Origin of the sequence: Shimwellia pseudoproteus, from assembly GCF_016415625.1 — a bacterium.
GTDB lineage: Bacteria > Pseudomonadota > Gammaproteobacteria > Enterobacterales > Enterobacteriaceae > Shimwellia > Shimwellia pseudoproteus.
This window is the reverse complement of record NZ_WBXP01000011.1, coordinates 20,727-43,791: the sequence shown is the minus strand read 5'-3', so window position 1 is coordinate 43,791 and position 23,065 is coordinate 20,727. Positions and strand designations below refer to the sequence as shown.

The 23,065-nt window shown below is 59.4% G+C and carries 25 protein-coding genes, 1 tRNA gene and 2 pseudogenes; 6 read left to right on the top strand and 22 right to left on the bottom strand.

The annotated features are described in order from the left end of the window. Positions 1–2 precede the first annotated feature (2 nt). Together F9C28_RS07040 and F9C28_RS07035 are read left to right on the top strand one after the other, a co-directional pair. Positions 3–1,556 carry an MFS transporter gene (locus F9C28_RS07040; protein ID WP_199014528.1) on the top strand — a complete coding sequence of 518 codons (1,554 nt, stop codon included), beginning with the start codon at positions 3–5 and terminating at the stop codon, positions 1,554–1,556. 277 nt (positions 1,557–1,833) lie between these two features. Next, a complete protein-coding gene (locus F9C28_RS07035) occupies positions 1,834–2,091 on the top strand; it encodes a hypothetical protein (protein ID WP_199014527.1) in 258 nt (85 codons plus the stop codon). Positions 2,092–2,115: 24 nt separating this feature from the next. Here the strand turns inward: F9C28_RS07035 and F9C28_RS07030 are convergent, their stop codons facing one another. Further along, positions 2,116–3,579: an EmmdR/YeeO family multidrug/toxin efflux MATE transporter gene (locus F9C28_RS07030; protein WP_199014526.1), complete on the bottom strand. Its 1,464-nt coding sequence runs from the start codon at positions 3,577–3,579 to the stop codon at positions 2,116–2,118. Positions 3,580–3,820: 241 nt separating this feature from the next. Here F9C28_RS07030 and F9C28_RS07025 point away from each other — a divergent pair. Continuing rightward, a tRNA-Asn gene (locus tag F9C28_RS07025) sits at positions 3,821–3,896 on the top strand. A 137-nt stretch (positions 3,897–4,033) separates the two neighbouring features. Here the strand turns inward: F9C28_RS07025 and F9C28_RS07020 are convergent. Together F9C28_RS07020 and F9C28_RS07015 are read right to left on the bottom strand one after the other, a co-directional pair. After that, positions 4,034–4,336, bottom strand: a complete 303-nt coding sequence (locus F9C28_RS07020; protein ID WP_199014525.1) for a helix-turn-helix domain-containing protein — start codon at positions 4,334–4,336, stop codon at positions 4,034–4,036. Positions 4,337–4,340: 4 nt separating this feature from the next. Then, positions 4,341–4,695, bottom strand: a pseudogene (locus F9C28_RS07015) (type II toxin-antitoxin system RelE/ParE family toxin). Positions 4,696–5,317: 622 nt separating this feature from the next. Between F9C28_RS07015 and proP the strand changes: the two are divergent. From proP to F9C28_RS20325, 3 genes are all read left to right on the top strand, one after another. After that, positions 5,318–6,820 (top strand): glycine betaine/L-proline transporter ProP, encoded by a 1,503-nt coding sequence (gene proP, locus F9C28_RS07010; protein WP_199014576.1) that lies wholly within the window; start codon positions 5,318–5,320, stop codon positions 6,818–6,820. A gap of 98 nt (positions 6,821–6,918) precedes the next feature. Further along, the gene (locus tag F9C28_RS07005) at positions 6,919–7,752 is read left to right on the top strand and encodes a 4'-phosphopantetheinyl transferase family protein (RefSeq protein ID WP_199014524.1); all 834 of its coding nucleotides are present in this window, start codon (positions 6,919–6,921) and stop codon (positions 7,750–7,752) included. Then, positions 7,731–7,856 (top strand): hypothetical protein, encoded by a 126-nt coding sequence (locus tag F9C28_RS20325; RefSeq protein WP_269846418.1) that lies wholly within the window; start codon positions 7,731–7,733, stop codon positions 7,854–7,856. Before F9C28_RS07005 ends, F9C28_RS20325 begins: the two co-directional genes overlap by 22 nt. 70 nt (positions 7,857–7,926) lie before the next feature. Here F9C28_RS20325 and cobT read toward each other — a convergent pair whose 3' ends face one another. From cobT to cbiB, 19 genes and pseudogenes are all read right to left on the bottom strand, one after another. After that, on the bottom strand, positions 7,927–8,973 hold the full coding sequence (cobT, locus tag F9C28_RS07000; protein WP_408641453.1) for a nicotinate-nucleotide--dimethylbenzimidazole phosphoribosyltransferase: 1,047 nt from the start codon (positions 8,971–8,973) through the stop codon (positions 7,927–7,929). 45 nt (positions 8,974–9,018) lie between these two features. Continuing rightward, entirely contained in the window at positions 9,019–9,759 is a 741-nt protein-coding gene (gene cobS, locus F9C28_RS06995) for an adenosylcobinamide-GDP ribazoletransferase (RefSeq protein WP_199014522.1), read from the bottom strand. Then, the gene (gene cobU, locus F9C28_RS06990; RefSeq protein WP_199014521.1) at positions 9,756–10,301 is read right to left on the bottom strand and encodes a bifunctional adenosylcobinamide kinase/adenosylcobinamide-phosphate guanylyltransferase; all 546 of its coding nucleotides are present in this window, start codon (positions 10,299–10,301) and stop codon (positions 9,756–9,758) included. The genes cobS and cobU overlap by 4 nt, the downstream gene beginning before the upstream one ends. Then, positions 10,298–11,806: a cobyric acid synthase gene (locus F9C28_RS06985; protein WP_199014520.1), complete on the bottom strand. Its 1,509-nt coding sequence runs from the start codon at positions 11,804–11,806 to the stop codon at positions 10,298–10,300. Before F9C28_RS06985 ends, cobU begins: the two co-directional genes overlap by 4 nt. After that, on the bottom strand, positions 11,806–12,600 hold the full coding sequence (locus F9C28_RS06980; RefSeq protein ID WP_199014519.1) for an ATP-binding cassette domain-containing protein: 795 nt from the start codon (positions 12,598–12,600) through the stop codon (positions 11,806–11,808). The genes F9C28_RS06985 and F9C28_RS06980 overlap by 1 nt, the downstream gene beginning before the upstream one ends. 11 nt (positions 12,601–12,611) lie before the next feature. Continuing rightward, positions 12,612–13,289: an energy-coupling factor ABC transporter transmembrane protein gene (locus tag F9C28_RS06975; RefSeq protein WP_199014518.1), complete on the bottom strand. Its 678-nt coding sequence runs from the start codon at positions 13,287–13,289 to the stop codon at positions 12,612–12,614. Then, entirely contained in the window at positions 13,276–13,557 is a 282-nt protein-coding gene (locus F9C28_RS06970) for an energy-coupling factor ABC transporter substrate-binding protein (protein WP_199014517.1), read from the bottom strand. The genes F9C28_RS06975 and F9C28_RS06970 overlap by 14 nt, the downstream gene beginning before the upstream one ends. Further along, positions 13,557–14,297: a cobalt ECF transporter S component CbiM gene (gene cbiM / locus F9C28_RS06965; protein WP_199014516.1), complete on the bottom strand. Its 741-nt coding sequence runs from the start codon at positions 14,295–14,297 to the stop codon at positions 13,557–13,559. Before cbiM ends, F9C28_RS06970 begins: the two co-directional genes overlap by 1 nt. Next, positions 14,294–15,007, bottom strand: coding sequence for a cobalt-factor II C(20)-methyltransferase (locus F9C28_RS06960; RefSeq protein ID WP_199014515.1), 714 nt, complete (start codon positions 15,005–15,007; stop codon positions 14,294–14,296). The genes cbiM and F9C28_RS06960 overlap by 4 nt, the downstream gene beginning before the upstream one ends. Then, positions 15,004–15,798 (bottom strand): sirohydrochlorin cobaltochelatase, encoded by a 795-nt coding sequence (cbiK, locus tag F9C28_RS06955; RefSeq protein ID WP_199014514.1) that lies wholly within the window; start codon positions 15,796–15,798, stop codon positions 15,004–15,006. Before cbiK ends, F9C28_RS06960 begins: the two co-directional genes overlap by 4 nt. Continuing rightward, on the bottom strand, positions 15,795–16,589 hold the full coding sequence (locus tag F9C28_RS06950) for a cobalt-precorrin-6A reductase (protein WP_199014513.1): 795 nt from the start codon (positions 16,587–16,589) through the stop codon (positions 15,795–15,797). Before F9C28_RS06950 ends, cbiK begins: the two co-directional genes overlap by 4 nt. After that, positions 16,586–17,311, bottom strand: a complete 726-nt coding sequence (locus tag F9C28_RS06945; protein ID WP_199014512.1) for a precorrin-3B C(17)-methyltransferase — start codon at positions 17,309–17,311, stop codon at positions 16,586–16,588. Before F9C28_RS06945 ends, F9C28_RS06950 begins: the two co-directional genes overlap by 4 nt. After that, positions 17,305–18,405, bottom strand: coding sequence for a cobalt-precorrin 5A hydrolase (locus F9C28_RS06940; protein ID WP_199014511.1), 1,101 nt, complete (start codon positions 18,403–18,405; stop codon positions 17,305–17,307). Before F9C28_RS06940 ends, F9C28_RS06945 begins: the two co-directional genes overlap by 7 nt. Further along, positions 18,386–19,159, bottom strand: coding sequence for a cobalt-precorrin-4 methyltransferase (locus F9C28_RS06935; protein ID WP_199014510.1), 774 nt, complete (start codon positions 19,157–19,159; stop codon positions 18,386–18,388). The genes F9C28_RS06940 and F9C28_RS06935 overlap by 20 nt, the downstream gene beginning before the upstream one ends. After that, on the bottom strand, positions 19,152–19,721 hold the full coding sequence (locus F9C28_RS06930; RefSeq protein ID WP_199014509.1) for a decarboxylating cobalt-precorrin-6B (C(15))-methyltransferase: 570 nt from the start codon (positions 19,719–19,721) through the stop codon (positions 19,152–19,154). The genes F9C28_RS06935 and F9C28_RS06930 overlap by 8 nt, the downstream gene beginning before the upstream one ends. Continuing rightward, entirely contained in the window at positions 19,711–20,313 is a 603-nt protein-coding gene (locus F9C28_RS06925) for a cobalt-precorrin-7 (C(5))-methyltransferase (protein ID WP_199014508.1), read from the bottom strand. Before F9C28_RS06925 ends, F9C28_RS06930 begins: the two co-directional genes overlap by 11 nt. Then, entirely contained in the window at positions 20,307–21,449 is a 1,143-nt protein-coding gene (gene cbiD, locus F9C28_RS06920; RefSeq protein ID WP_199014507.1) for a cobalt-precorrin-5B (C(1))-methyltransferase CbiD, read from the bottom strand. The genes F9C28_RS06925 and cbiD overlap by 7 nt, the downstream gene beginning before the upstream one ends. Then, positions 21,449–22,078 (bottom strand): cobalt-precorrin-8 methylmutase, encoded by a 630-nt coding sequence (locus tag F9C28_RS06915; RefSeq protein ID WP_199014506.1) that lies wholly within the window; start codon positions 22,076–22,078, stop codon positions 21,449–21,451. The genes cbiD and F9C28_RS06915 overlap by 1 nt, the downstream gene beginning before the upstream one ends. Positions 22,079–22,090: 12 nt before the next feature. Further along, a pseudogene (gene cbiB, locus F9C28_RS06910) lies at positions 22,091–23,052 on the bottom strand (adenosylcobinamide-phosphate synthase CbiB). Positions 23,053–23,065 lie beyond the last annotated feature (13 nt).

Sequence of the window (23,065 nt, the reverse complement as noted above, 5' to 3'; positions counted from 1 at the left end):
TAATGAAAGCCAGTAATAGAAAAATTACTATCCCGGTCGGTGTGGGATATGGATTAACCGATATTATGGGCGGCGGTGCATTTACAGTCATCGGCGCCTGGCTGCTGTTCTACTACACCACCTTTGTGGGCCTCTCCCCTATGCAGGCGGCATCCATCGTGGCCATCGCCCGTATTGTTGATGCGGTGATCAGCTTGTTTATGGGCAGCTTTACCGACCATTTCTACAAAAATGCCCTCGGTCGTCGTTTTGGCCGCCGGCGCTTTTTCCTGCTGATCGGCGCACCATTGATGCTGGTATACGCCCTGCTGTGGCTCAACGGCATGAATTACTGGTTCTACCTTGCGGTGTACCTGGCGTTTGAAGTCATTGCGGCAATGGTGCTGATCCCCTGGGAAACGCTCCCGTCAGAAATGACCAAAGACTTTAACGACCGTACCAAGCTCTCTACCTGCCGGATGCTGCTCTCCGCCACCGGGACCTTCCTGGCAACCTTTATCCCGGGCATTCTGATCAGCATGCTGGGGGAGAACAACGCGGATGCCTACCTGATTAACGGTATCGTGTTTGCGGTGGTCTTTATGCTGTGCGTGTTTATCTCCTGGAAAGTGACCTGGGAGCGCGAGCTGACCCCGGAAATGCAGGCCGAACTGGAACAGCATCGCCAGGCTGCCCCGCGCACTGCCGGGCAACAGCTGGCCGCGATTGGCGGGTTATTTAAAGAATACTTCTCTACCCTGAAAGTCCGGGCATTCCGTAAACACCTGGCTATCTATCTGTTCTCCTTTACGGCTAAAGATATCTACAACACCGTTTTTGTCTTCTTCTGTGTTTACTGCCTGCACGTCTCCTCGGCGTTTTCCGGCAGCCTGTTATCCATGAGCATCATCGGGATTCCGGTGACCCTGCTGGCGGGGTTTGCCATCATTAAGATTGGTCCGTCCCGGCTGTACGTGTTCGCCTATAGCGTGATGCTGCTGTGCCTGGGGGGCTTCCTGCTGATGTACCTGTTCCCTGCGGAGCAAAAAGCAATGCTGCTGATTGCCCTGGCGGTGGTCTACCAGGTGGGCCGGTCTATCCTTGAGTTCATCCCGTGGACCGTGTTCCCGTTTATCCCGGATATCGACGAGATGATCACCCGCCAGCGTCGCGAAGGTCTGTTCGCTGCTGTCATGACCTTCTCACGCAAAACCACCGTGGCCATTGCCACCTTTATTGTCGGCTTTGTACTGCAAACCGGTGGCTTTATTAAAGGTAGCCTGGTGCAGCCGCCTGAAGCGGTACACACCATTGCCATGACGCTGTTTATCGGTACCGCCGGGCTGTTAGTGCTGGCCACCTGGCAGGCGCTGACCTTCCGCCTCAACAAAAAAACCCACGGGCTGTTTGTGGCAGAAGTAGAACGCCTGAAAAATCACGGTAAGCGCAGTGACGTTACCCCGGAAGTTCGCGACATTGTGGAAGACTTTACCGGCATGCCTTATGACGCTTTGTGGCCAGAGGCTCAAACCACTGAACAGCCGGCCGTAGGCGATTATCGCCCCGCCACCCGCTAATCATCACCTCATCTGACGGGCCGGTTAACGGCCCGTTTTTTGTTCCCTTACCGTCGGTTTTCTCCCCTGCGGACCTTGTGCTAACCGAAGCGGGGTGATATCAGACAAATCAACTGTTGCTCACCATTTCTTGCTGAAAAATCCGCTAATCACCGTCGGCAATTGTGCTTTCCCGTCCGCTGATTTAGGCTTTTCAGGTAGCTACAGAGGGCTACCCGCCGCGTTTATCACCGGAGCCCTTTATTGGTCATAAGGATATGGTCATAAGGATATGGACATGAAATCGTTATTCATTAGCGGGATAGTCGGGACTATTTTATTGTTTGGCACCGGTTCCCACGCCGCCTGGTTTACCGGCGCCATCATCAGCGGCCCGGAGGTCCCCCCCGAGGTATGCCTAAACCAGGCCAACAACACCCCGGCGCATATCATGTGCCGAACGGAATCAGGCCATTTGATTGAGGTGCTGGTCAGGAATATCTACAGCACCAGCTCCGGGCATACCATGCGGGTGATTCACCAAACCTATCTGTAACGCGACAGCCCGCCGTCCAGTGCATCACCCGGTGTGTTTCGGCGGGCGGGGATATTTCCATAACCAGCGCCCGCTGACCATACGCCAGTAGAAGAACCCGGCGCGCACCGCCCAGTCCAGAAACATTCCCAGCCAGACCCCAACAACCCCAAACCCAAAATGGATCCCGAGCAGGTAACCCGCCACCACGCGACACCCCCACATACCCAGCATCGACACCCACATGGCAAAGCGCGCGTCCCGGGCGCCTTTAAGCCCGGCAGGCAGCACCCAGGATGCCGCCCAGATAGGCATAAAGGCCGCATTAAGCCACAGCAGCTGTTTTACCACGTCGATAACGTCCTGCTCCCGGGTGTAAAAAGCAGCGATCACCCCGGCAAACGGGGCGCTTAGCCAGGCTATCGCGGTGAGAATAATCGTCGCCATCCAGAACACATGGCGTAGCTGGCGCTCCGCCTGCCCCACCTGCCCCTTACCCAGCCGCCGTCCGGTAATAATGGTCGACGCAGAGCCCAGCGCATTACCGGGCAGGTTAATCAGTGCCGCAAAAGAGAAGGCAATAAAGTTACCGGCAATCACATTGGTGCCCATCCCCGCCACAAACATCTGGGTCAGCAGCTTACCGCCGTTAAACAGTACCGATTCCACACTGGCGGGGATACCGATCCCCAGTACATCACGCAAAATCACCATATCAAGGGGTTTTAGATAACTCCCCAGCCGGATGCGCAGTGCCGGGTTCACCCCAATCATCAACACATAAATAATGGCAATGGCCCCAATATAGCGGGAGATGGTCAGCCCCAGACCGGCGCCGACAAACCCCAGCCCCGGCCAGCCCAGCGCCCCATAAATCAGCACGCTGCTAATAATAATATTGAGGATATTCATTCCGCCATTGATCAGCAGCGGGATCCGGGTATTGCCCGCCCCGCGCAGGGCCCCACTACCAATCAGGGCAATGGCCGCCGCCGGATAGCTCCAGGCGGTGTATTGCAAATAGCTCAGCGCCAGCACTTTTACCTCGGGGCTGGCCTCCCCGGCGACGACATCGACAATATAGCCGCCACACAGATGGACCACCGCCGCCAGCACAACGGCGAAAATGGTCATGATCACCAGGGATTGCCGGGCCGCCGCCCGGGCCCGGGAGGCCTTACGCTGCCCGAGGCTAAACGCCACCACCACCGTCGTCCCGAGGTCGATAGCGGCAAAAAACGCCAGCACCACCATATTGAAGCTGTCCGCCAGCCCGACACCGGCCATGGCCTCTTTGCCCAGCCAGCTCACCAGGAAGGTACTGAGTACCCCCATCAGCAGCACACAGGTATTTTCAAGAAAAATAGGCACAGCAAGCGGGGTTATTTCACGCCAGAACAGCGTTTTATAACCTTTCCGGTGACGAAACCAGGTCGTACCGGACACCATCCGGCGCAGCGGTAATTGTATGTTCAAGGGGGTCCCACTACAGGAAAATTGAAACTTCATTTCGATATTTGAGTATAACACCCTCCTGGCAAAAGGGATTGTGTCTGCGCGGCAATACCGGCGACCCGACGCGGACGTTTTGTGCCCTGGGGGCTGATGCGCTCACCGCTCCGGGCCTGAGCGGCCTGCCGAAAGCTCACCGGCCCGGAGCGGTGTCGATAATTTCAGCAGTCAAACCACAATGTGTCGATTGGGGTTTGACAATTCTTTTTCCCCCGCTAATATATGCCTCCACAACGATTCCTCTGTAGTTCAGTCGGTAGAACGGCGGACTGTTAATCCGTATGTCACTGGTTCGAGTCCAGTCAGAGGAGCCAAATTTAGAGAAGCAGCTATCCCCGGATAGCTGCTTTTTTTATGTCTGTTTTGTGCCTGTTATGTGCGATTGCGTCGCCGGTGACTCAGGGCGCCACCAGATAACCGGCCCCCTCCCTCTGCCAGGCCATGCCGGTATTTACAGTGAAAACCCGTAGTGAGAGCCATCCGGCAGTTCAACGTCAAGGCGTAGCTTACCGCCCGCCGCTTCAACATAACGTTTGAGGGTGGACAGCTTCAGATCGCGCCCCGGCTTTTCCATGCCGGCCACGGTGGGTTGCCTGATACCAAGCGCCTGTGCCATTTCTACCTGGGTTTTCTGTACCTTCTCACGTAATTCGGCAAGGTGAATATTCAGCAGCATATCAGCCGCCATGATGTCTGCTTCTGCTACCACCTCTGGTTTTTCATCGGTAAGGAGCTGTTCCAGCGTTCTGCCCATAGCATTACCTCTTTTTCTTCAGGCTATTCAGATAATGTGCCAATTCCCGCTCAGCCAGCGGCTGGCATCTCATCGTAGAAGCGTTTTTCGTTTCCCGTTTTATTCCCGGCGCACAGCAGGATCCCGCAGCGGTAAGGGTCAAAGGCGAAAAATGCCCGTATCGGATCGCCCCGGCTTTGGATACGCAACGCTTTCATATTGCAGTAGCGTGAACCTTTGATAGTATCGGCATAGGGTCTGGGCAATCCAGGTCCCTTTTCCCGCAGCACCATCAGCGCGGCGAGTACACAGGCCCGATCCGTATCATTAAGTGACATAAACCAGCCATCAAACGTATCCGTTGTTTTTATCGACCACATAGGCGCTCCTGATGAATATAGGCCAAAAGCTATATAGAGGCAATGCTATAATCATCATGATGACGTACTGGTAGAAAAGACGCATCGGCATAAACCCAAAACCGGAAGACATGCTGCCGTTTTTCACGAAACCTGTAGAAGCGTTGCAGGAATGCAATACACAACATCGCAAACCCCGCCGCTACGTCATATCCCCGCGGCTGAGGAACATACCCGCCACGCCAGAGTCAGAAAGCCGGGGTCTTCGGGGCGCGGTATTTTGTGCTATTTTTATCCCGCTACGCTATCACCCTGCCATTACCGCTTCGCTTGTCAGCCCTTACCCACCCTGCTCTGAGAGGCCACAACCCCGCGTATCATCACGTTTTGTCAGTACCGGTCAATTTATGTGAATTTGATCACAGTGTGCTCACATGCTATTGTAAATAGAATGTTTAACTACCCAATAGACGTCAACAGGTTAGGTTGTATCGCATTTTTTATATAATGCAACTAAACCTGCTACGTTTGAGCACCACGCTTGTGGAGACTGTACAAGCGCACCGGGGGAGGCGACGACCTGCCCCAGTGAGCTACAGTTAACTTAGCGTGCCGGGCACAAGCAGCGAGGATAAAAATAATGATCCGCAGAAGGAAGAAGTTAACGCCAATTACGTTAAGCGATGTCACCATTATTGATGACGCCAAACTACGCAAAGCAATTACCGCCGCCTCCCTGGGTAACGCCATGGAATGGTTCGATTTCGGGGTCTATGGCTTCGTCGCCTATGCCCTGGGGAAAGTGTTCTTTCCGGGGGCCGATCCCGGCGTGCAGATGATAGCCGCCCTGGCAACCTTTTCAGTCCCCTTCTTGATCCGTCCGCTGGGCGGTCTGTTCTTTGGTATGCTGGGGGATAAGTATGGCCGCCAGAGTATCTTGTCTATCACCATCGTCATCATGTCCCTCAGTACATTTTGTATCGGGCTTATCCCGTCCTATGCCAGTATCGGCCTGTGGGCCCCGGCACTGCTACTGTTGTGTAAGATGGCCCAGGGGTTCTCCGTGGGTGGGGAATATACCGGCGCGTCTATCTTTGTGGCGGAGTATTCACCGGACCGTAAGCGTGGGTTTATGGGCAGTTGGCTGGACTTCGGCTCTATTGCCGGGTTCGTGCTCGGTGCCGGGCTGGTGGTGCTGATTTCCGCAATTGTCGGGGAAGAGAACTTCCTCGCCTGGGGCTGGCGCCTGCCGTTCTTCCTGGCGTTACCGTTGGGGATTATTGGCCTGTACCTGCGCCACGCCCTGGAAGAAACACCGGCCTTCCAGCAGCACGTGGATAAACTGGAACAGGGCGATCGCCAGGGTTTACAGGAAGGGCCGAAAGTCTCTTTTAAAGAGATTGCCACCAAGCACTGGCGCGGTCTGCTGGTCTGTGTCGGCCTGGTGATTTCCACCAACGTCACGTACTACATGCTGCTGACCTATATGCCGAGTTATCTGTCCCATAACCTGCATTACTCAGAGGATCATGGGGTACTGATTATTATCGCCATTATGATCGGCATGCTGTTTGTACAGCCGGTTATCGGCCTGGTCAGTGACCGTATCGGCCGCCGTCCGTTTATCTTCTGCGGCAGCATTGCACTACTGATCCTGGCAATTCCGTGCTTTATGCTGATTAACAGCGGGGTTATCGGGCTGATTTTCGCCGGTCTGCTGATCCTGGCGGTGATCCTGAACTGCTTCACCGGGGTGATGGCGTCCAGCCTGCCGGCCATGTTCCCGACCCATATCCGTTACAGCGCCCTGGCCAGCGCCTTTAACATCTCAGTGCTGGTGGCGGGGCTAACGCCAACAGTAGCGGCCTGGCTGGTTGAAACCACCAATGATCTGATGATGCCAGCCTATTATCTGATGGTGATTGCGGTAATTGGTTTTATTACCGCGCTGACCATGAAAGAAACCGCTAATCGCCCCCTCAAGGGCGCGACACCTGCGGCATCAGATATTCAGGAAGCAAAAGAGATCCTGCGCGAGCATCACGATAATATCGAACATAAAATTGACGATATTGATGAAGAGATTGCCCGCCTGCAGTTACAACGCCAGAACCTGGTGGATCAGCATCCGCGCATCAACAACTAGCCCATCAGCGGCGGGGCGTGCTCCCGCCGCGATTTCGCACTCCCCCCTGCCATCATAATCGCCTATAGTAGCCGGATAATTACCCCCGGGAGCCAGACATGTGCGCGTTTATTCAGGATGTTATCCTCAGCCCTCATCCCTACCGGCCCGAGGCACGCTACTGTGAAGTACGCTTTGCCCTCTCCCGGTGGCACGATGGCCTGTTCAGTGAGCTGGGGATCCATCGCCCGGATCACCTTCACCGTGCGGTACCCAAGCGGCTGGCAGAATATCTGGCGGGGCGCTATGCCTGCCAGCACATCCTGCGCAGCTGGGGGATAGAGGCTGACATCCCCAGCGGCAGCGCCCGGGAGCCTCTTTGGCCGCCCCTGGTGGCGGGCTCACTGTCCCACAGCGGCGATCGCGCTCTGGCCCTGCTGATCCCCGCCCGCTACCGCCTCAGCCCTGGCATAGATATCGAAACCGCCGACCGGGATACGCTGCTCAGCATCGCCCCGGCCATTGCCACCCCCGGGGAACAAGGGCTGCTCACCGGGGCCGGGTTCTCTGTGGTCAGTGGGTTATTACTGCTCTTCAGTGCCAAAGAGAGCCTGTTCAAAGGGCTGTACCCCCAGGTGGGGCGTTATTTTGGCTGTGACGCCGCACAACTTTGCGGGCTGGCGCCCGACAAGCAGCAATTTACCCTGCAGCTCACGGCAGATTTAACGGACAATCTCAGGGCGGGAATGCAGTATCAGGGGAATTTTACCTTTACCCCGGACGGGGTGATAACCTCGCTGTTTTGTGCCACGCATTCGGTGCCCGCTTCCGGCCAACGCGGCCCGGCATCGCCATTAATGCCATCCATCCCGCACGATGGCTCGCTACACTACACGGTAAGTAAAGGCAAAGGTGAATATCAGGATGTCGCATGTCACGCTTTAACCAAATAATGATCCCGGTTTTTATTGTGCTGCTGCTGGTGTGGGCGGTGATGATATTTGACTGGGGGCGCCTGAATGATTATGTCAGCACCATCCTTATGTCATTACAGTGAGTTTTTGCGGCATAGCATTGCGTGATGCCCTCACCCCGGATAACACAGCCTTCCCTGGCAGATTTACGGCTTAGTCCGGCAAAACAATCGCGCACGCCGCCAGCGTGCCCATGTCGCTGTACATGGCGCAGGCGGCATCCACCAACGACATGGCCAGGGCCGCGCCGCTGCCTTCTCCGAGGCGCATTTCCATATTCAGGTACGGCACCAGATCGAGGTGTTGCAGCGCAATTCGGGCCCCTTTCTCCGCCGAGAAATGAGACGGGATCAGGTAGTCATGGACCTGCGGAGCAATACGGCAGGCCGCCAGGGCAGAGGCATAGGATAAAAAGCCGTCCAGCACCACCGGCAGGCCGCAAGAGGCGGCGCCGAGCATAACACCGGCCATCCCCACCAGATCAAAGCCCCCCACTTTCGCCAGCACATCAAGGCCATCACTGGCATCCGGCAGGTTCACTTCCAGCGCCCGGCGCACCACATCCACTTTATGGCGCAGCTGTTGCTGGGGGAAGTTCGCCCCAATCCCAACCACCTCCGCGGGCTCACTGTCGGTCAGTACACTGACCATGGCCGCCGCCGGGGTGGTATTGGCAATCCCCAGTTCCCCGACCCCAAACAAAGTCACCCCACTGGCGGCCAGCTCCCGGGTATAGTTCGCGCTGGCCAGCAGCAATGCTTCTGCCTGCTGGCGGCTCATGGCCGGGCCACGGGCAATATTGCCGGAGCCCCGGGCCACACGCATATCCTTCACTCCGGGGAGCGGATCGCAATCAATCCCGGTATCCACCACATACACCCCGGCCCCGGCGTTCGCCGCCAGCACACACACCCCGGTATTATGGCGGGTCATATTCAGGGCCTGGATAGCGGTCACCGCCTGCGGGGACACCGCCACCCCTTCATCAAAGACACCGTGATCGGCACACATCACCAGAATGGCTTTTTTTTCCGGCTTGCTGGCCTTGCCCTGCCAGCCGGGCATCCCCGCCAGCTGCACCGCCAGCGACTCCAGCCGCCCCAGGCTGCCGAACGGTTTTAATAAGCCATCAATGTGACTCTGGGCCTGCTGCTGGGCTTCGTGATCCGGGGTACGGATCCCCGCCACCAGCGCCGCAATATTGGTTACTTCAGTATTCACCCACACCTCTCCCGTCTGTTCTGGCTATAACAGCGCCAGTAAAAAAATTAATTCACCCAGTTCAATGGCCGCCCCGAGGGTATCCCCGGTCTGGCCACCAAGGGTTTTGCGCAGCGCGCAGCTCAGCGCCCAGACCATCACCATCGCCGCCAGCATCGCCAGCAGCCCATGTAGTCGCAGCAGGGCAAAACAGAGCGCCAGCCCAAAGGCCAGGGTTATCAGGGCCTGCCGGGAGGTCACTTTGCCAATAAACAAATTGCCCATCCCCTGCTCACGGGCATAACGCTGGCGATACATCATCAGCACCACGGCACTGCGCCCGGCAACACAGGCCCCGGCCATCACCGGGATCATCCCGTGGCCGCGCAGCGCCAGCTCGCTTATCACCAGCACCTTACCCAGTAAAATAAAAATCAGCGCCAGGCCACCGTGGGTCCCCAGCCGGCTGTCACGCATGATCTCCAGCATCCGCTCCCGGGAACGGGCGGAGAATACCCCGTCACAGGTGTCCGCCAGGCCATCCAGATGCAGGCCACCGGTCAGTAATGCCAGGGCCAGTACACAGGCAAAGGCGGCAATCGGCAGCCCGCCACCGGGCTGGATCAAGAAAAAGACCGTGCCACTCAGGCCCCCCAACAGCAGGCCGATAAACGGGAACGTGATAATCCCGCGCACGTACTGCTCAATCTCCAGGCCGCGGCTCCAGCGTTGCGGCACCGGCAGGCGGCTCATAAAAGAGAGCGTTGCCCAGAACAAGCGAATCATTTTATTTTTACTCCTATACCTGAAACCACGAGCCAAACCTCCTGTGCAGCGGCAGCCAGCCGCTGGTTTACCCGCCCGGCAATATCCCGAAAGTGCCGGGCCAGACGATTTTCCGGCACGATCCCCATTCCGACTTCATTGGTCACTAACAGGATAGGCGACGGGCAGCGGGCACAGGCCGCCATCAACAGCCCAATGTGATGCGCAATATGGGCTTCAATCGCCGCAAAGTCCCAGCTGGACTCCGGGGTATCGCCAACAAAATCAAACAGCAGATTACTGATAAGCGTGGTAATACACTCCAGCAGAATAACTTCCCGGGGATCATTGTGCGGGGTGATAACCAGATCCAGTTCGCGCCATGCTTCCACCGTGCGCCAGTGGGCGGGCCTGCTGGCCCGGTGATGGGCGATACGCGCCGCCATCTCGTCATCATAAACCTGCGAGGTTGCGATGTAGAGCACGTTGTCCCCGGCAGCGGCCGCCAGTTGTTCCGCGTGGCCACTTTTGCCGCTGCGGGCCCCTCCGGTAATCACGATCATTGGTCAGGCTCCTGATGCTGCTGCATAATCTGGTACACCGTCTTAATATCGATATGCTGGCGCATGGCGGCGGCCAGCAGGTCAAACTGCTGCGATTTCCACTGGCGGTAATCAACAATTTCCCCCTGCCAGGGGCCCAGGCCCTTACGCTGACGCAGGGTATCCAGCAGCGCCCGGGTAAAGCGGGTATTGTCAAAAATGCCGTGCAGATAGCACCCGGCCACCCGCCCGTCCCCGCTCAGCGCCCCATCTTCACCGCCATCTTCCAGGGCGAGCAACGGGCGCGTCCCCGCCGCCAGCAACGTGGTCCCCATATGAATCTCATACCCGCTGACCGGGTGGCCGCCGGCATCGCCCAGCATGCCCGGCAGAACACTGGCCCGGGTACGTACTGTCACCTTGTCATGGGCAAATGTGGTGGTCGTGTCCAGCAGCCCGAGCCCCGGCAACACCCCAAGGCCAGACTCCACCTCATCATTGATCTGCTGGCCAAGCATCTGGTAACCGCCGCAGATCCCGAAAAGTGCCCCCCCGGCGGTATGCCATTCCACCAGCGCAGCCGCCATCCCGCTCTGGCGCAGCCACTGTAAATCACCGAGGGTGTTTTTACTGCCCGGCAGAATAACCAGGTCTGCCCCGTCGAGTTCACCCGGGTGGCTAATGTAGCGCACCCGCACATCAGGCTGGGCCGCCAGCGGGTTAAAATCAGTAAAGTTGGAAATATGCGGCAGCTTCAGTACCGCTATCTCCAGGCTCTGGCGGGCGACACCGTGATATTTCCCGCGCTGAATCGCCACCCCGTCTTCATCTTCCAGATCAATATCCAGCCACGGCATCACCCCAATAACCGGCACGCCGGTAAGGGCTTCGATTTGTTCCAGCCCGGGCTGCAACAGCGCAACATCGCCGCGAAATTTATTGATAATCACCCCTTTAACTCGCCAGCGTTCGTGGTCCTGTAGTAATGCCAGAGTGCCATAAATCGCCGCGAACACCCCACCGCGATCGATATCCGCCACCAGGATAACCGGGCATTCTGCCAGTTCCGCCATCCCCATATTGACGATATCCCGATCGCGCAGGTTGATTTCTGCCGGGCTGCCGGCCCCTTCCAGCACCATCACATCCTGTTCCCCGGCCAGGCTGCGATACACCGCCTGCACCTGGGCTTTTAGCCGGGGTTTAAACTGATGATAACGCTGGGCGTCCATATCGCTGGCCACGTTGCCCATCAGCACCACCTGGGCTTTACGGTCGCTGGTCGGCTTCAGCAGTACCGGGTTCATGCGCACATCCGGCTCAATACCGGCGGCCTCGGCCTGGAAAATTTGCGCCCGCCCCATCTCTTTACCGTCATGGGTAATGCCGGAGTTCAGCGCCATATTCTGGGATTTAAACGGGGCGCAGCGCAGCCCGTCCTGATGGAAAATACGGCATAACCCGGCCACCAGTACGCTTTTGCCTACATCAGAGGCGGTGCCCTGCACCATAATTGCCAGTGTCATTATTGATCCCGGGAGTCAAAAAGTTGTTGTTCGCTGCGGTACAGGCCAAACCCCGGTAAACGCGAGAGTTTTACCAGCCAGGGCTGCACCAGCCCGGCATTATGCAGCATCTGCGCATCCTGGAACACGGTATCCGGGGTACCGCTGGCTACCAGCCGCCCTTGCCTGATAACAAAAATACCGTGGCAAATCTCATAGATAAGATCGATATCGTGGCTGGAGATAACCACATGCTTACCGCTGGCGGCAATACGCTGGATCAGGGTGATCATCTGCTGGCGGCCAGCGGGATCCAGCCCGGCGGTGGGCTCATCGAGCAACAGATAATCTGCGTCCATCACCAGCGCCCCGGCGATGGCCACCCGTTTTTTCTGGCCGTGGCTCAGATACTGGATCGGCTGCTGGCGGAACCCCTGGGCATCCACCAGGGTCAGGGCGTCATCCACCCGGCGGGTTATCTCCGCCTCCGGGACGCCAAGGTTTCGCAAACTGAAGGCAATATCGCTGTCAATATCGGTATAAAACAGCTGTTGGTCCGGGTCCTGGAACACCGTCACCACCCGCTGGCGCAGGGCCAGCAGCCCTTTTTTACTGTAATCGAGGGGGTTCCCCTGCCACAGCACCTGGCCGCGCTGGGGGCGCAGCAGGCCGCTGAGCAGCATAAACAGGGTCGATTTGCCGCACCCATTGGCCCCTACTAACCCGGTCACCGGGTAGCGGGCAAAATCGAGGCTCAGGCTGTGTAAGACATCCTCATCCTGATAGCGAAAACTGAGATAATCAGTTGCCAGCATGGCAACACTCCTTAGAGGTGAAAATCACCCTGGTACAGCTTGACGTCCAGGGCGGTGACCATCTGCTGATAGCGCACCATCACCCGGGAGAACAGCATCCCCACCAGCATGGCCAGGGAGCGATAACTGCCCGGCAGGGTGCGATAGCCAAAGCGTAACGTCTGGGCCTGATGGATAGCCTGCACCTCATCAAGCAGAATAAAGATAAACCGCCAGGTCAGCAGGATCTGTTCAATTAACAGTACCGGCACCCGGCAACGCTGTAACAGCTGGATCAACTGCACGAACGGCAAATTGAGCACCAGCCAGAAGGTGGCGGAAATCGCCGCCAGGCTACGCCACAGCGTATGGTTGGCCATCTCCAGCCCGGCAGGCAGAATGCCAATATGCACGCCCCCCAGGGTGGTGGACCACAGCATCCCCTGAGGGTCCCGGCTAATACTGAACAGAATGGTTAACGTGCTGACCAGCAAAAAACCGGCCGGGATGGCAATCCAGCGCAGCCAGCGCCCCGGGGAGACCCGCAGCATCCAACAGCTCAGGGCGGCGATCACCACTATCAGCGCCGCCTGCCCCACCGGGGGCAGGCTCATGGCGAGGGTCATCAGCACTATCCAGCACAACAGCTTGATACGCGGATCCCGGTGGCGCCAGCGGCTGCGGCCGCTGATTTTATCAATCGCCAGCATGGTCGCCGCGCCGTCCCCGGTAGTAACCGAGGATATAAAAAATCACCGCCGTTCCCAGGGAGCCCTGCAGGGTAAATAGCAGGCTTTCGATCTCCCCGCTGGCAGGCTCATACAGCGGCGCAAACCAGGGTTTGTAATGGGGATCGATGGCGAGGATCTGCCCTTCGGCCTGATCGTCAGAGCCGCCATACTCCCCGCCGTGGCTGATAAAAAAGGGCAGGATCATCAGCGCCACCACCAGAGACAACAACAGAACCGTCTTTTTCATCACCGCACTCCCTGAGCGTTAACCAGATTACGTTTACCCAGTTGATCGTAAATCAGTACCGTCAGCAGCCCTTCGGCAATGGCAATCGGCACCTGGGTCAGACAGAAAATCCCCATAAACTTAACAATGGAGCCCGTCATCCCGCTGTGGGGATCCGGGAAGGCCACCCCCAGTTGTACCGAGGTGACAAAATAGGTCATCAGGTCCGCCAGGGCGGCACACAAGAACACCGCCACATCCCGGCGCAGGCCCGCGTTGATCGCCAGCTTCCAGACCAGATACCCCACCAGCGGCCCGATAACCGCCATCGACATACCGTTCGCCCCGAGGGTGGTTAAGCCACCGTGGGCCAGCAACAGGGCCTGGAACAACAACACAATGGCCCCCAGCACCGCCACAACCCCAGGCCCAAACAGGATAACCGCCAGACCAACACCGGTCGGGTGGGAGCAACTGCCGGTAACCGACGGGATTTTCAGGGCCGACAGCACAAAAATAAAGGCCCCGCACAGGGCCAGCAGTACCTTTTGGTTACTGTCCTGGCTGACAATCTGGCGCAGCCGCACCAGCCCAAACCACAGGCACGGCAGGAACAGCAGCCACCACACCAGGGCATGAAGCGGCGGCAAGAAGCCTTCCATAATGTGCATCGCCCAGGCCTCGTCAGGCACCGCCAGTAATACCAGGGTGGGTACCCCGGCAGAGACCGCTAAATAGCGCACTTGATCGCGTGTTTTCATGCCGTCGCACTCCAGGATTTATTGACCACAATGGTTGAGAAATACGGCAACGCCGTGTCGTCCGCCAGGCTGGCAAGATCGCGCCAGCACTGCTCACCGGGGAGGGTGGCCTCGGCCATCATGACCGCATGGGCCAGCAGGCCCTGCGCCTCAAGCTGCGCTTTTACTGCGGCGAAGCGGCCATAAACTTTCATCAACACCACACACTCGTGCTCCCGCAACGCCCGGGCAATCGCCTCCGGCCCGGACGTGCAGGAGATCACCGCCAGGGACTGCTGCTCCATACATAACGGCATGGCGCTACGGGCGGCAATGGCGGCAAATGAGGTCACCCCGGGGACAATTTCCAGCCAGTCCGGGCGGCCCAGCCGGGCCAGCAAAAACACCCAGGTGCTGAACAACATCGCATCACCCAGGGTGATAAACCCGACCTGTTTCCCGGCCATCACCTGCTGGCGCATCTGGGCGCTGACATCATCCCAGGCCTGCTGCTTTTCTGCGCTGTCGGCGCTCATCGGAAAGTGACAGCAGCGGATCTCGGTATCCGCCCCAAGGTATTCCCGCACAATAGACAGCGCCAGGCTGTCACCGCCTTTACGGCCTGCCGGGGCAAACAGCACATCCAGTTTGCCCAGCAGCCGGGCGGCGCGCACGGTGACTAAATCACTGGCCCCGGGCCCAATTCCTAACGCATACAAACGCCCGCTCATGCTGCCTCCTGCCCCGGGTGATTCAGCGCCTGCTGTAAATGGTCAACAAAAATGGCGCGGATAGCCGGGTTCTCCCCCAGCCCCTGCAACCAGGGCTGTGCCGGGATCCCGGCAGCTATAAAGCGCATCTTCCAGGCGTCGTCATCGTCCGACGCCATATCGTTAATGGCGTGATCCCCGGCCACCAGCATCAGCGGCATCAGGTGCACTTTTTTAATCCCCTGGCCGGCCAGATCCGCCACCAGCAGATCAATTTCCGGGTAGCTTTCCACCGCCCCTACCCGCATCGGCAGGCGGCGGCTGGTCATCATATGATCAAGGCAGGCGTAAGCGGCAAAAGCCGGGTGGCTGGCGCCGTGGCCCATAAAGACCAGGCGCTCGTCCGGCCCCAGCTGCGGGGATTGTTGCTGTAATGCCGCCAGTAGCGCATCGTAATCGGCAAAGCTGCTCACCAGCGGCGTGCCGAGGGTCAGGCGCTGAAAGTGCCCCTGCATCGATTGCACTTCCCGGGCGACTTTTTCATACTCGTCGCCGTTGATGATATGCAGGGACTGCACCGCCACATCCTGATACCCCTGCGCCACCAGACGCGCCAGCGCCTCCCGGGGGTTATCAATGGTGATGTTATCCCGCTGTTTCAGCTTGCGAATAATCATCCCCGAGGTAAATGCCCGGAACAGGTCGCGGTCCGGGCAACTGGCCGCCAGCGCCTGTTCACAGGCGGTAATATTTTTTTCGCGGGTGTCCGCATAACTGGTGCCAAAACTGATAACCAGCAGGGCCTTTTTCATCGGTCGCTCCTTGGCAACCGCAGGGTTGCCAGACAGTCGGCGAAATCGCCGTAAGTAGTCATAATGTGGTCTTCCGGCACGGTGCAGGCCGGACGGGTCAGCACAATGCAGGGAATATTCAGATCCAGGCAGGGGCGCACTTTTTCCATAAAGCCCCCTTCTTTGCCGGATTCTTTGGTGATAATCACGTCCGGGGCGCAGTGGCGGTAAAACGCCAGATTGAACGCCTCACTGAACGGCGGGCAGAGGGCAAAAATCTGCCCCACCCCGAAGCCGAGGGCTTCACACTGGGCCAGCACACTGGCGGTGGGTAATACCCGGGCCAGTAGCGTTTTATCCGGTAACCCGGCCTGCCAGCGGGCCAGATCTTTACTGCCGGTGGTCAGCAGCACCCGGGGCCCGAGAGGCGCCGTCAGGGCGCACGCCTGCGCCAGGGTGGCCACCCGGTGTAACAGCGGATGGTCAATGGCATCGATAAGCCCCGGCCGCTGCCAGCGGTACAGGGGAATCTCCAGCGCCCCGCAGGCCGCCACCAGATTGGCGCTGACCAGCTCGGCATAGGGGTGTGAGGCATCAATCACCCAGCGGGTGCCGCTGGTGCGCAGCCAGTTTTCCAGCCCGCTGGCATCCAGCTTACCCACGCGAATGGCGCCGCGAATGGGCCCCGCCAGCTGGCGCCCCACCTCGCTGGCCACTGACAGGGTGTAATGGAACCCGGCCTTATCAAGCATCAGGCACAGTTCCCGGGCATCACTGGTACCGCCCACCAGCAGTAACTCGCCGTGGGTCACAGTTTGTAACCCCGGGGGGTGATCATCAGGCCGTCACGTACGTAAGTGGTCTGGTTACCGACAATCACTAAGCTGGTCATGTCCACCGGTTCAAAATCCATATCACCGAGGGTGGTCAGCCATTTTTCCTGCTTTTTACGCCCGGCGGCCTTCACCACCCCCACCGGGGTGGCCGGATCTTTTATCCCTTTAAGCAGTTCGAACGCCCGGGCGAGGTGCCCTTCACGGCCGCGGCTGCGCGGGTTATAAAAACAGATAACAAAATCGGCCTGCCCGGCGGCGATGATCCGTTTTTCAATCACCGGCCAGGGGGTCAGCAAATCACTGAGGCTGATATGGCAAAAATCATGCATCAGCGGGGCGCCCAGCAGCGCCGCGGCGGCAATACTGGCGGTCATCCCCGGGATCAGCCGGACGTCAACCTCCCGGGATTGCTGGCTCACCAGCTCCAGCACCAGCCCGGCCATGCCGTAGATCCCCGCATCACCGCTACTGATCAGCGCCACATTGTGGCCTTCAGCGGCCAAGTCGAGCGCCGTCTGGCAGCGTTCGATCTCTTTGCACATGCCGGTTTTTATTACTTGTTTATCGCCGGTCAGCCCTTTCACCAGGTGGGTGTACGTTTTGTAGCCGACAATAATGTCAGCCTGTTCGAGGGCTTCGATAGCTTCCTGGGTCATGGTTGCCATGGCCCCAGGGCCGATTCCAATCACACTTAACATCTGTTTTCCACTCCAGGCAGCTTGCCTAATGCAATGGTAACCCCCTGCTCACGCAGCGGTTCACCGGGTAACAACCTGTCCGGGCAGGCGTCATCAGAAGAGGTCTGGCACAATTGCCAGACCACGGTTTGGGAAACATTCCCCACCCCGGTTACCTGGCGCACAAACGGCGAACAGGGCACCCGGGATTCCCAGCGCTGCAATACTGCCGCGCTGAAGGTGTAAAACGGCACCTGAAACTGGGCCGCCAGCGCAATCAGCGCCGGTTCGTCTTTTTTCAGGTCGATACTGCCAATGGCGGCCAGCCCGAGGGGATCGACCCCACTGGCCGCCAGTTGCTGGTGTAACAGCGCCGCGACCTTCTCCGGCGCGGTATCCCGCCGGCAGCCGATACCGGCCACGATGCGTCGCGGGACCAGTTTCACCTGCGGGATATCCCCGGCGGGCAACTGCGCTGCCAGGGTCAGGCACACCAGATGGTCAAGCTCGCCGGGGGCCTGGATATCCGCCACCGGCACAAAACCACGGGTATCGAGCTCCGGCTGCGGGCCAAGGCTGGCGCTATCCCACCACAGCCCGATACGCTGGCCACTGACCAGCCCCTGGTTAATGGTTTTCACCGCCTGGCGGAAGTTATCCGCCCGGGCGTCCAGTTGCTTAGCCAGCAAATCCAGCGCCCCGAACTGGTTAACATCCGTGGCGGTGGTGATAACCGGGCTGGCCCCCAGCAGGCTGGCAAGGGTACGGGTGAGCGCATTCGCCCCGCCCATATGGCCGGAGAGCAGGCTAATCACAAACTGCCCGGCTTCATCCATCACCACTACCGCCGGATCGCTGAGTTTGTCCTGCACGACCGGGGCGATGGCGCGTACCGCCACCCCGGTGGCACCAATAATGATCAGCGCCGGGTAGCGGCGAAACGCCTGGCGCACATGGTGCATAAAACCGCCGTCAAACCCGGCAACCCCCGGCCCGGCCAGGGCCGGGCTGGTGAAACAGTCGAGGGCCAGGTGGGGCTGTAGCCGCCGGGCCAGTGCCACCCCGCCCGGAGTCAGGCAAAACAGCGCCAGGGGCTCAGGCTTTGCGGTATTCATGGCTAAATGCCGCATCGTAAAGTTTTGAGTTGTGATACTCGTCGCCCAGGCAGGCCCCCACCAGGATCAGCGCCGTTTTGCGGATATCTGCCGCCCGGACCTGTTCGCTGATATCTGCCAGAGTGCCGCGCACGGTCTGGCTTTCCGGCCAGGTGGCTTTATAAACCACTGCCACCGGGGTCTCTGACGGATACCCTCCGGCTATCAATTGCTCTGTCACCCGGTGGATACGCTGCACCGAGAGGTAAATCGCCATTGAGGTCTGGTGGGCAGCAAAGCTGGCTAGTGACTCCAGGGGCGGCATCGGCGTGCGCCCTTCCAGGCGGGTGATAATCAGGCTCTGGGCGACTTCCGGCACGGTGTACTCCAGCCCCAGTTGCGCTGCCGCCCCCTGGAATGCGCTCACCCCGGGTACCACCTGCCAGGGAATATTCAGCTGATTCAGGGCTTCTCCCTGCTCGCGGATGGAGCCATAAAGGGAGAGATCGCCGGTTTGCAGCCGGACCACCCGCTTACCGGCGGCGATGCCTTCGCGCATCAGATCGATAATCTGCTGTAAATGCAGCCCGGCGCTGTCGTGGCATGCCGTGGTGGCCGGGCAGTAGTCCAGTAACGCCGGGTTGATCAGCGAACCGGCATAGATAACCACATCCGCCTGTTGCAGTAAGCGCAGCCCTTTGACGGTGATCAGTTCACTGTCGCCGGGCCCGGCCCCCACAAACCAGACACAGTGGCGTTCGATAGCATTAGTCATGGGCAGCCTCCCGGGTGCAGGACAGTAAATAAACAGGGTTCTGGGGTTTGAAATAGTGCCCGCTGCCCAGCCGGGTCAGCGCCGATTGCTGGATCTGCTGGCAGTCCAGCTCGCTCACCGGGCTGTGTTGCAACCGGGCCAGTGCCTGGTGGAGGTTCTCAACCAGGATAAAGGTCATCACCAGGCGGCCTCCGGAGTTAAGGTGGGCCAACGCCCAGTCGATCAGCGGTGCCAGCTGGCCCCCGCTGCCGCCGATAAATATCGCGTCCGCCGTACTGTCGAGGGGGAGCGGTGCCTCCCCGGGGATCAGGGTTATCGATTCACAGCCAAAATGGCGGCAGTTCTCCGCCATCAGGGCCAGGGCCTCAGGCTTACGTTCAATGGCCGTCACCCGTAATCCGGGGTAGTGCAGCGCCGCCTCCAGGGAGACACTGCCGGTACCGGCCCCGACATCAATCAGGGTGCCGGCGTTGGCCAGCGCCAGCCGGGACAGTGCCAGCACCCGCACCGCTTCTTTGGTCATCGGGACCTGCTGGCCGCGCAAAAAAAGCTCATCCTTCATTCAGTATTACCACCACATTCATTGCATAGTGTTGGGCGACCTGTTCCGGGGCCAGGCGGTGAATACACTCCTCACCGGAAGAGAGGGCTTCACCAATCACCAGGGTACGGCGCAGCCCGCGGCACAGAATAGCCTGGGCTATCTGATAAGGGCCGATGACGCTGTCCGTGACCATCGCCACTTTGGGATAGGCCAGTAACTGGTCAAAATCCGGTGCCCGCCCGTGGCTGCTGGTGATGTAGGTATCATTGAGCGCAATCCCCGCCCGGGCGCACAGGTACTGGATAGCGCTGATCCCGGGGATCACCGCCACGTCCCGTAGGCCAAAATGCGCCACCAGCCGGTTACCAATGCCGTATAACAGCGGGTCCCCGGAGGCGAGGATCACCACGGACTGGTGCTGGCGTGCCGCCAGCCAGGCCATCAGCCCGTCAAGGTCAGCATCCAGCACCCGCGCCTCAACCCCGGGCCGGGCGTAAAGCCCAAGATGGCGTTTACCCCCGACGAGGATCGCCGCCTGGTCGATAGCGTCCCGGGCGGCCAGGGTGAGCAGGCTGCTGTGGCCGGGCCCGATGCCGACCACGGTTAACATCTGGGCCACCCGGCGAAGATATCCGCCAGCGGGCGGTTGCTGCCCAGCACTTGATTATCAAAGGCAAACATCACCGCATCGCAGCGCGGCGGGTTGCGGGTATAGCGCAGAGTCTCTTCCACCCGCTGGCAGATCCGCCGGGCCAGCAGCGGCCAGATATCCCGCAATCCGGCTTCGTCAATCAGCGTCATCGCCGCCTCGGTGGTGTCGCATTCGCTGACCGCCAGCAGCACATCGTGAGGGGCCCCCATCAGCGCCAGATGGGCCACCAGGGTTTCCATACGCCCGTCAGCGATATGGCTGTGGGTATGGAAGATCCCGGCGGCTATCTTAATCAGCTTGCCGGGATGACCAAGCAGCACAATCTGGCTGAACCCGAGGCGCACCGCCTCCTGAATCATGTAACCGACAAAATTGCTCATGGTGACCACGGTGTCGCCGTCCAGTTGCAGCTGATCGCGAACAAACCGCTCAGCGTGGTTTCCCGGCGCGAGGATCACCCGCGCCAGACCGGCGGCGTGTTTAACTTCCAGCTCGAGGGCCAGGGAGCGCTTCCAGCTCTCTTCCGACATCGGCGTCACAATGCCGGTGGTACCGATAATCGAAATCCCGCCGAGGATCCCCAGCCGGGCGTTGTAGGTTTTTTTCGCCCGTTCTTCCCCTTCCGGGGCGAAGATTTCTACCTCTGCCCCCCGGGCCGGGCCGATGGCCTCACGCACCGCGGCTTCAATGGTCTGGCGCGGGGTGCGGTTGATAGCCGGGGCGCCCAGCGGCAGCCCCACCCCGTTGCGGGTGACCTTCCCGACCCCGACACCGCCCAGCAGCTGGATGGTGCCGCTGTCGTTGAGGGTGACCCGGGCAAAAATCAGCATCCCGTGGGTCGCGTCTACATCGTCACCGCCGTCTTTACGGATCCCGGCAACCGCCTGGTGCCCTTCGATATGGGCCAGCTCGACATTCAGATTAAGCACCACCCCAGACGGGGTGGTGATGGAAACCTGGTGGATCAGGTGCTGGCGCAATACCATCAGCGCCGCCACTTTGGCGGCGGCGGTCGCACAGGAGCCCGTGGTGTAGCCTTTGCGCAGAGCTTTCCCGTTATGCCAGACTGTGTCCGTCTCCGGGGCGCGGTGCATTACGCCTCCCCGGTGAAATAGAGCAGCGCATTGACAATGGCGGCCGCCACATTGCTGCCCCCTTTACGGCCCCGGGCCGCCAGACCCGTGCGGCCGCTGTCGATAAGCGCCTGTTTTGACTCGGCGGCGCCGACAAACCCCACCGGCACGCCGATCACCCCTTCGGCATCGCCCTGTTTCTCCAGCAGGCGAAATAGCGCCGTGGGGGCATTACCGAACACAAACAGTTTTTTGCCCGGCTGGGCCAGCGCGAGGTCCACCGCCGCCATAGAGCGGGTGATCCCCTGTTGCTTCGCCGCGGCCACCACCCGTGGATCGCTGATAAAGCAACGGCACTCGCTGCCCCACTCCGCCAGCCGGTTTTTGTTGATGCCTGACAGCGCCATGGTGGTATCGGTGTACAGGGTGCAACCGCCGCGTAATGCCGCCTGCAGCCGGACCAGGGCCTGATCGGAGAACCATAAAATGTCCAGCCAGTCGAAGTCCGCCGTGGTGTGGATAACCCGCTTGATCACCGCCTCATGCAGCGGGCTGGCAAACCGGTAATCCGGCCGTTCCCGGGCAATAATATCGCCAATAATCTGGAAGCTTTGGCTTTCGATGGCCTGGGGTTGTTGTATATAGTTCATTGTTTTTCCTGGTTATCCCATCAGCAGGCGGCAGGCGGCAAACAGCAGCAGTGCCAGCAGGCTGGAGAGCATCATTAAACGGATGGCGCGTGGAATGTCGTCAATCTCAATGTCCCGCAGGGCATCCCCCATCCAGGGTTTCTCGACACGTTCACCAAAATAGTTATTCGGCCCCCCCAACTGGATACCGAGGGCCCCGGCGACGGTGGCTTCGGACCAGGCGCAATTGGGGCTACTGTGCCGGTAGCGATCCCGCCAGCCAAGGGTCAGGGCCCGGCGCATGTTCATGCCGCTCAGGCCCGCAGCAACGCTGAGCAGCATCCAGCTCAGCCGGGCGGGGATCAGATTGGCGATGTCGTCCATGCGGGCGGAAACCATGCCGATATCGCGGTATTTCGGGTTCTTATACCCGACCATCGAATCCAGGGTGTTGACCGCTTTGTAAGCCATCGCCAGCGGTGCGCCGCCAAGCAACAGGAAAAACAGCGGGGCAATCACCCCGTCGACGGTGTTTTCCGCCACGGTTTCAACCACCGCCCGGGTAATTTGCGGCGGCGTCAGGGTTGAGGTATCGCGGCCCACAATCCAGGAGAGCTTTTTACGGCTCTCTTCCAGCGAACCACGGCGCAACGCCCGTTCGACCTCCCGGGCCGCATCCCCGAGGCAGCGCCCGGCCAGGGTGGTAAAAATCATCCAGATTTCAATAATCCAGCCCAGCAGCGGGTGAATATAAAACGCCACCCGCAGCAGCGTGGCCGCCGCCAGCCAGGTGATCCCCACCACCGTTATCCATAACAGCCCGCCCCCCAGCGCAGTGACTCCGGGGTATGGCAATAGGCGCGAATCTGGCTCTGCATGCGGGTGATCATTGTGCCAATCCAGCGCACCGGGTGCGGCCAGTGCTGCGGGTCCCCGATGAACGCATCAAGGATCCACGCCGCGATCCAGCCGAGGATAATCCCGCCCACAGTCATCCCGTCTACGACA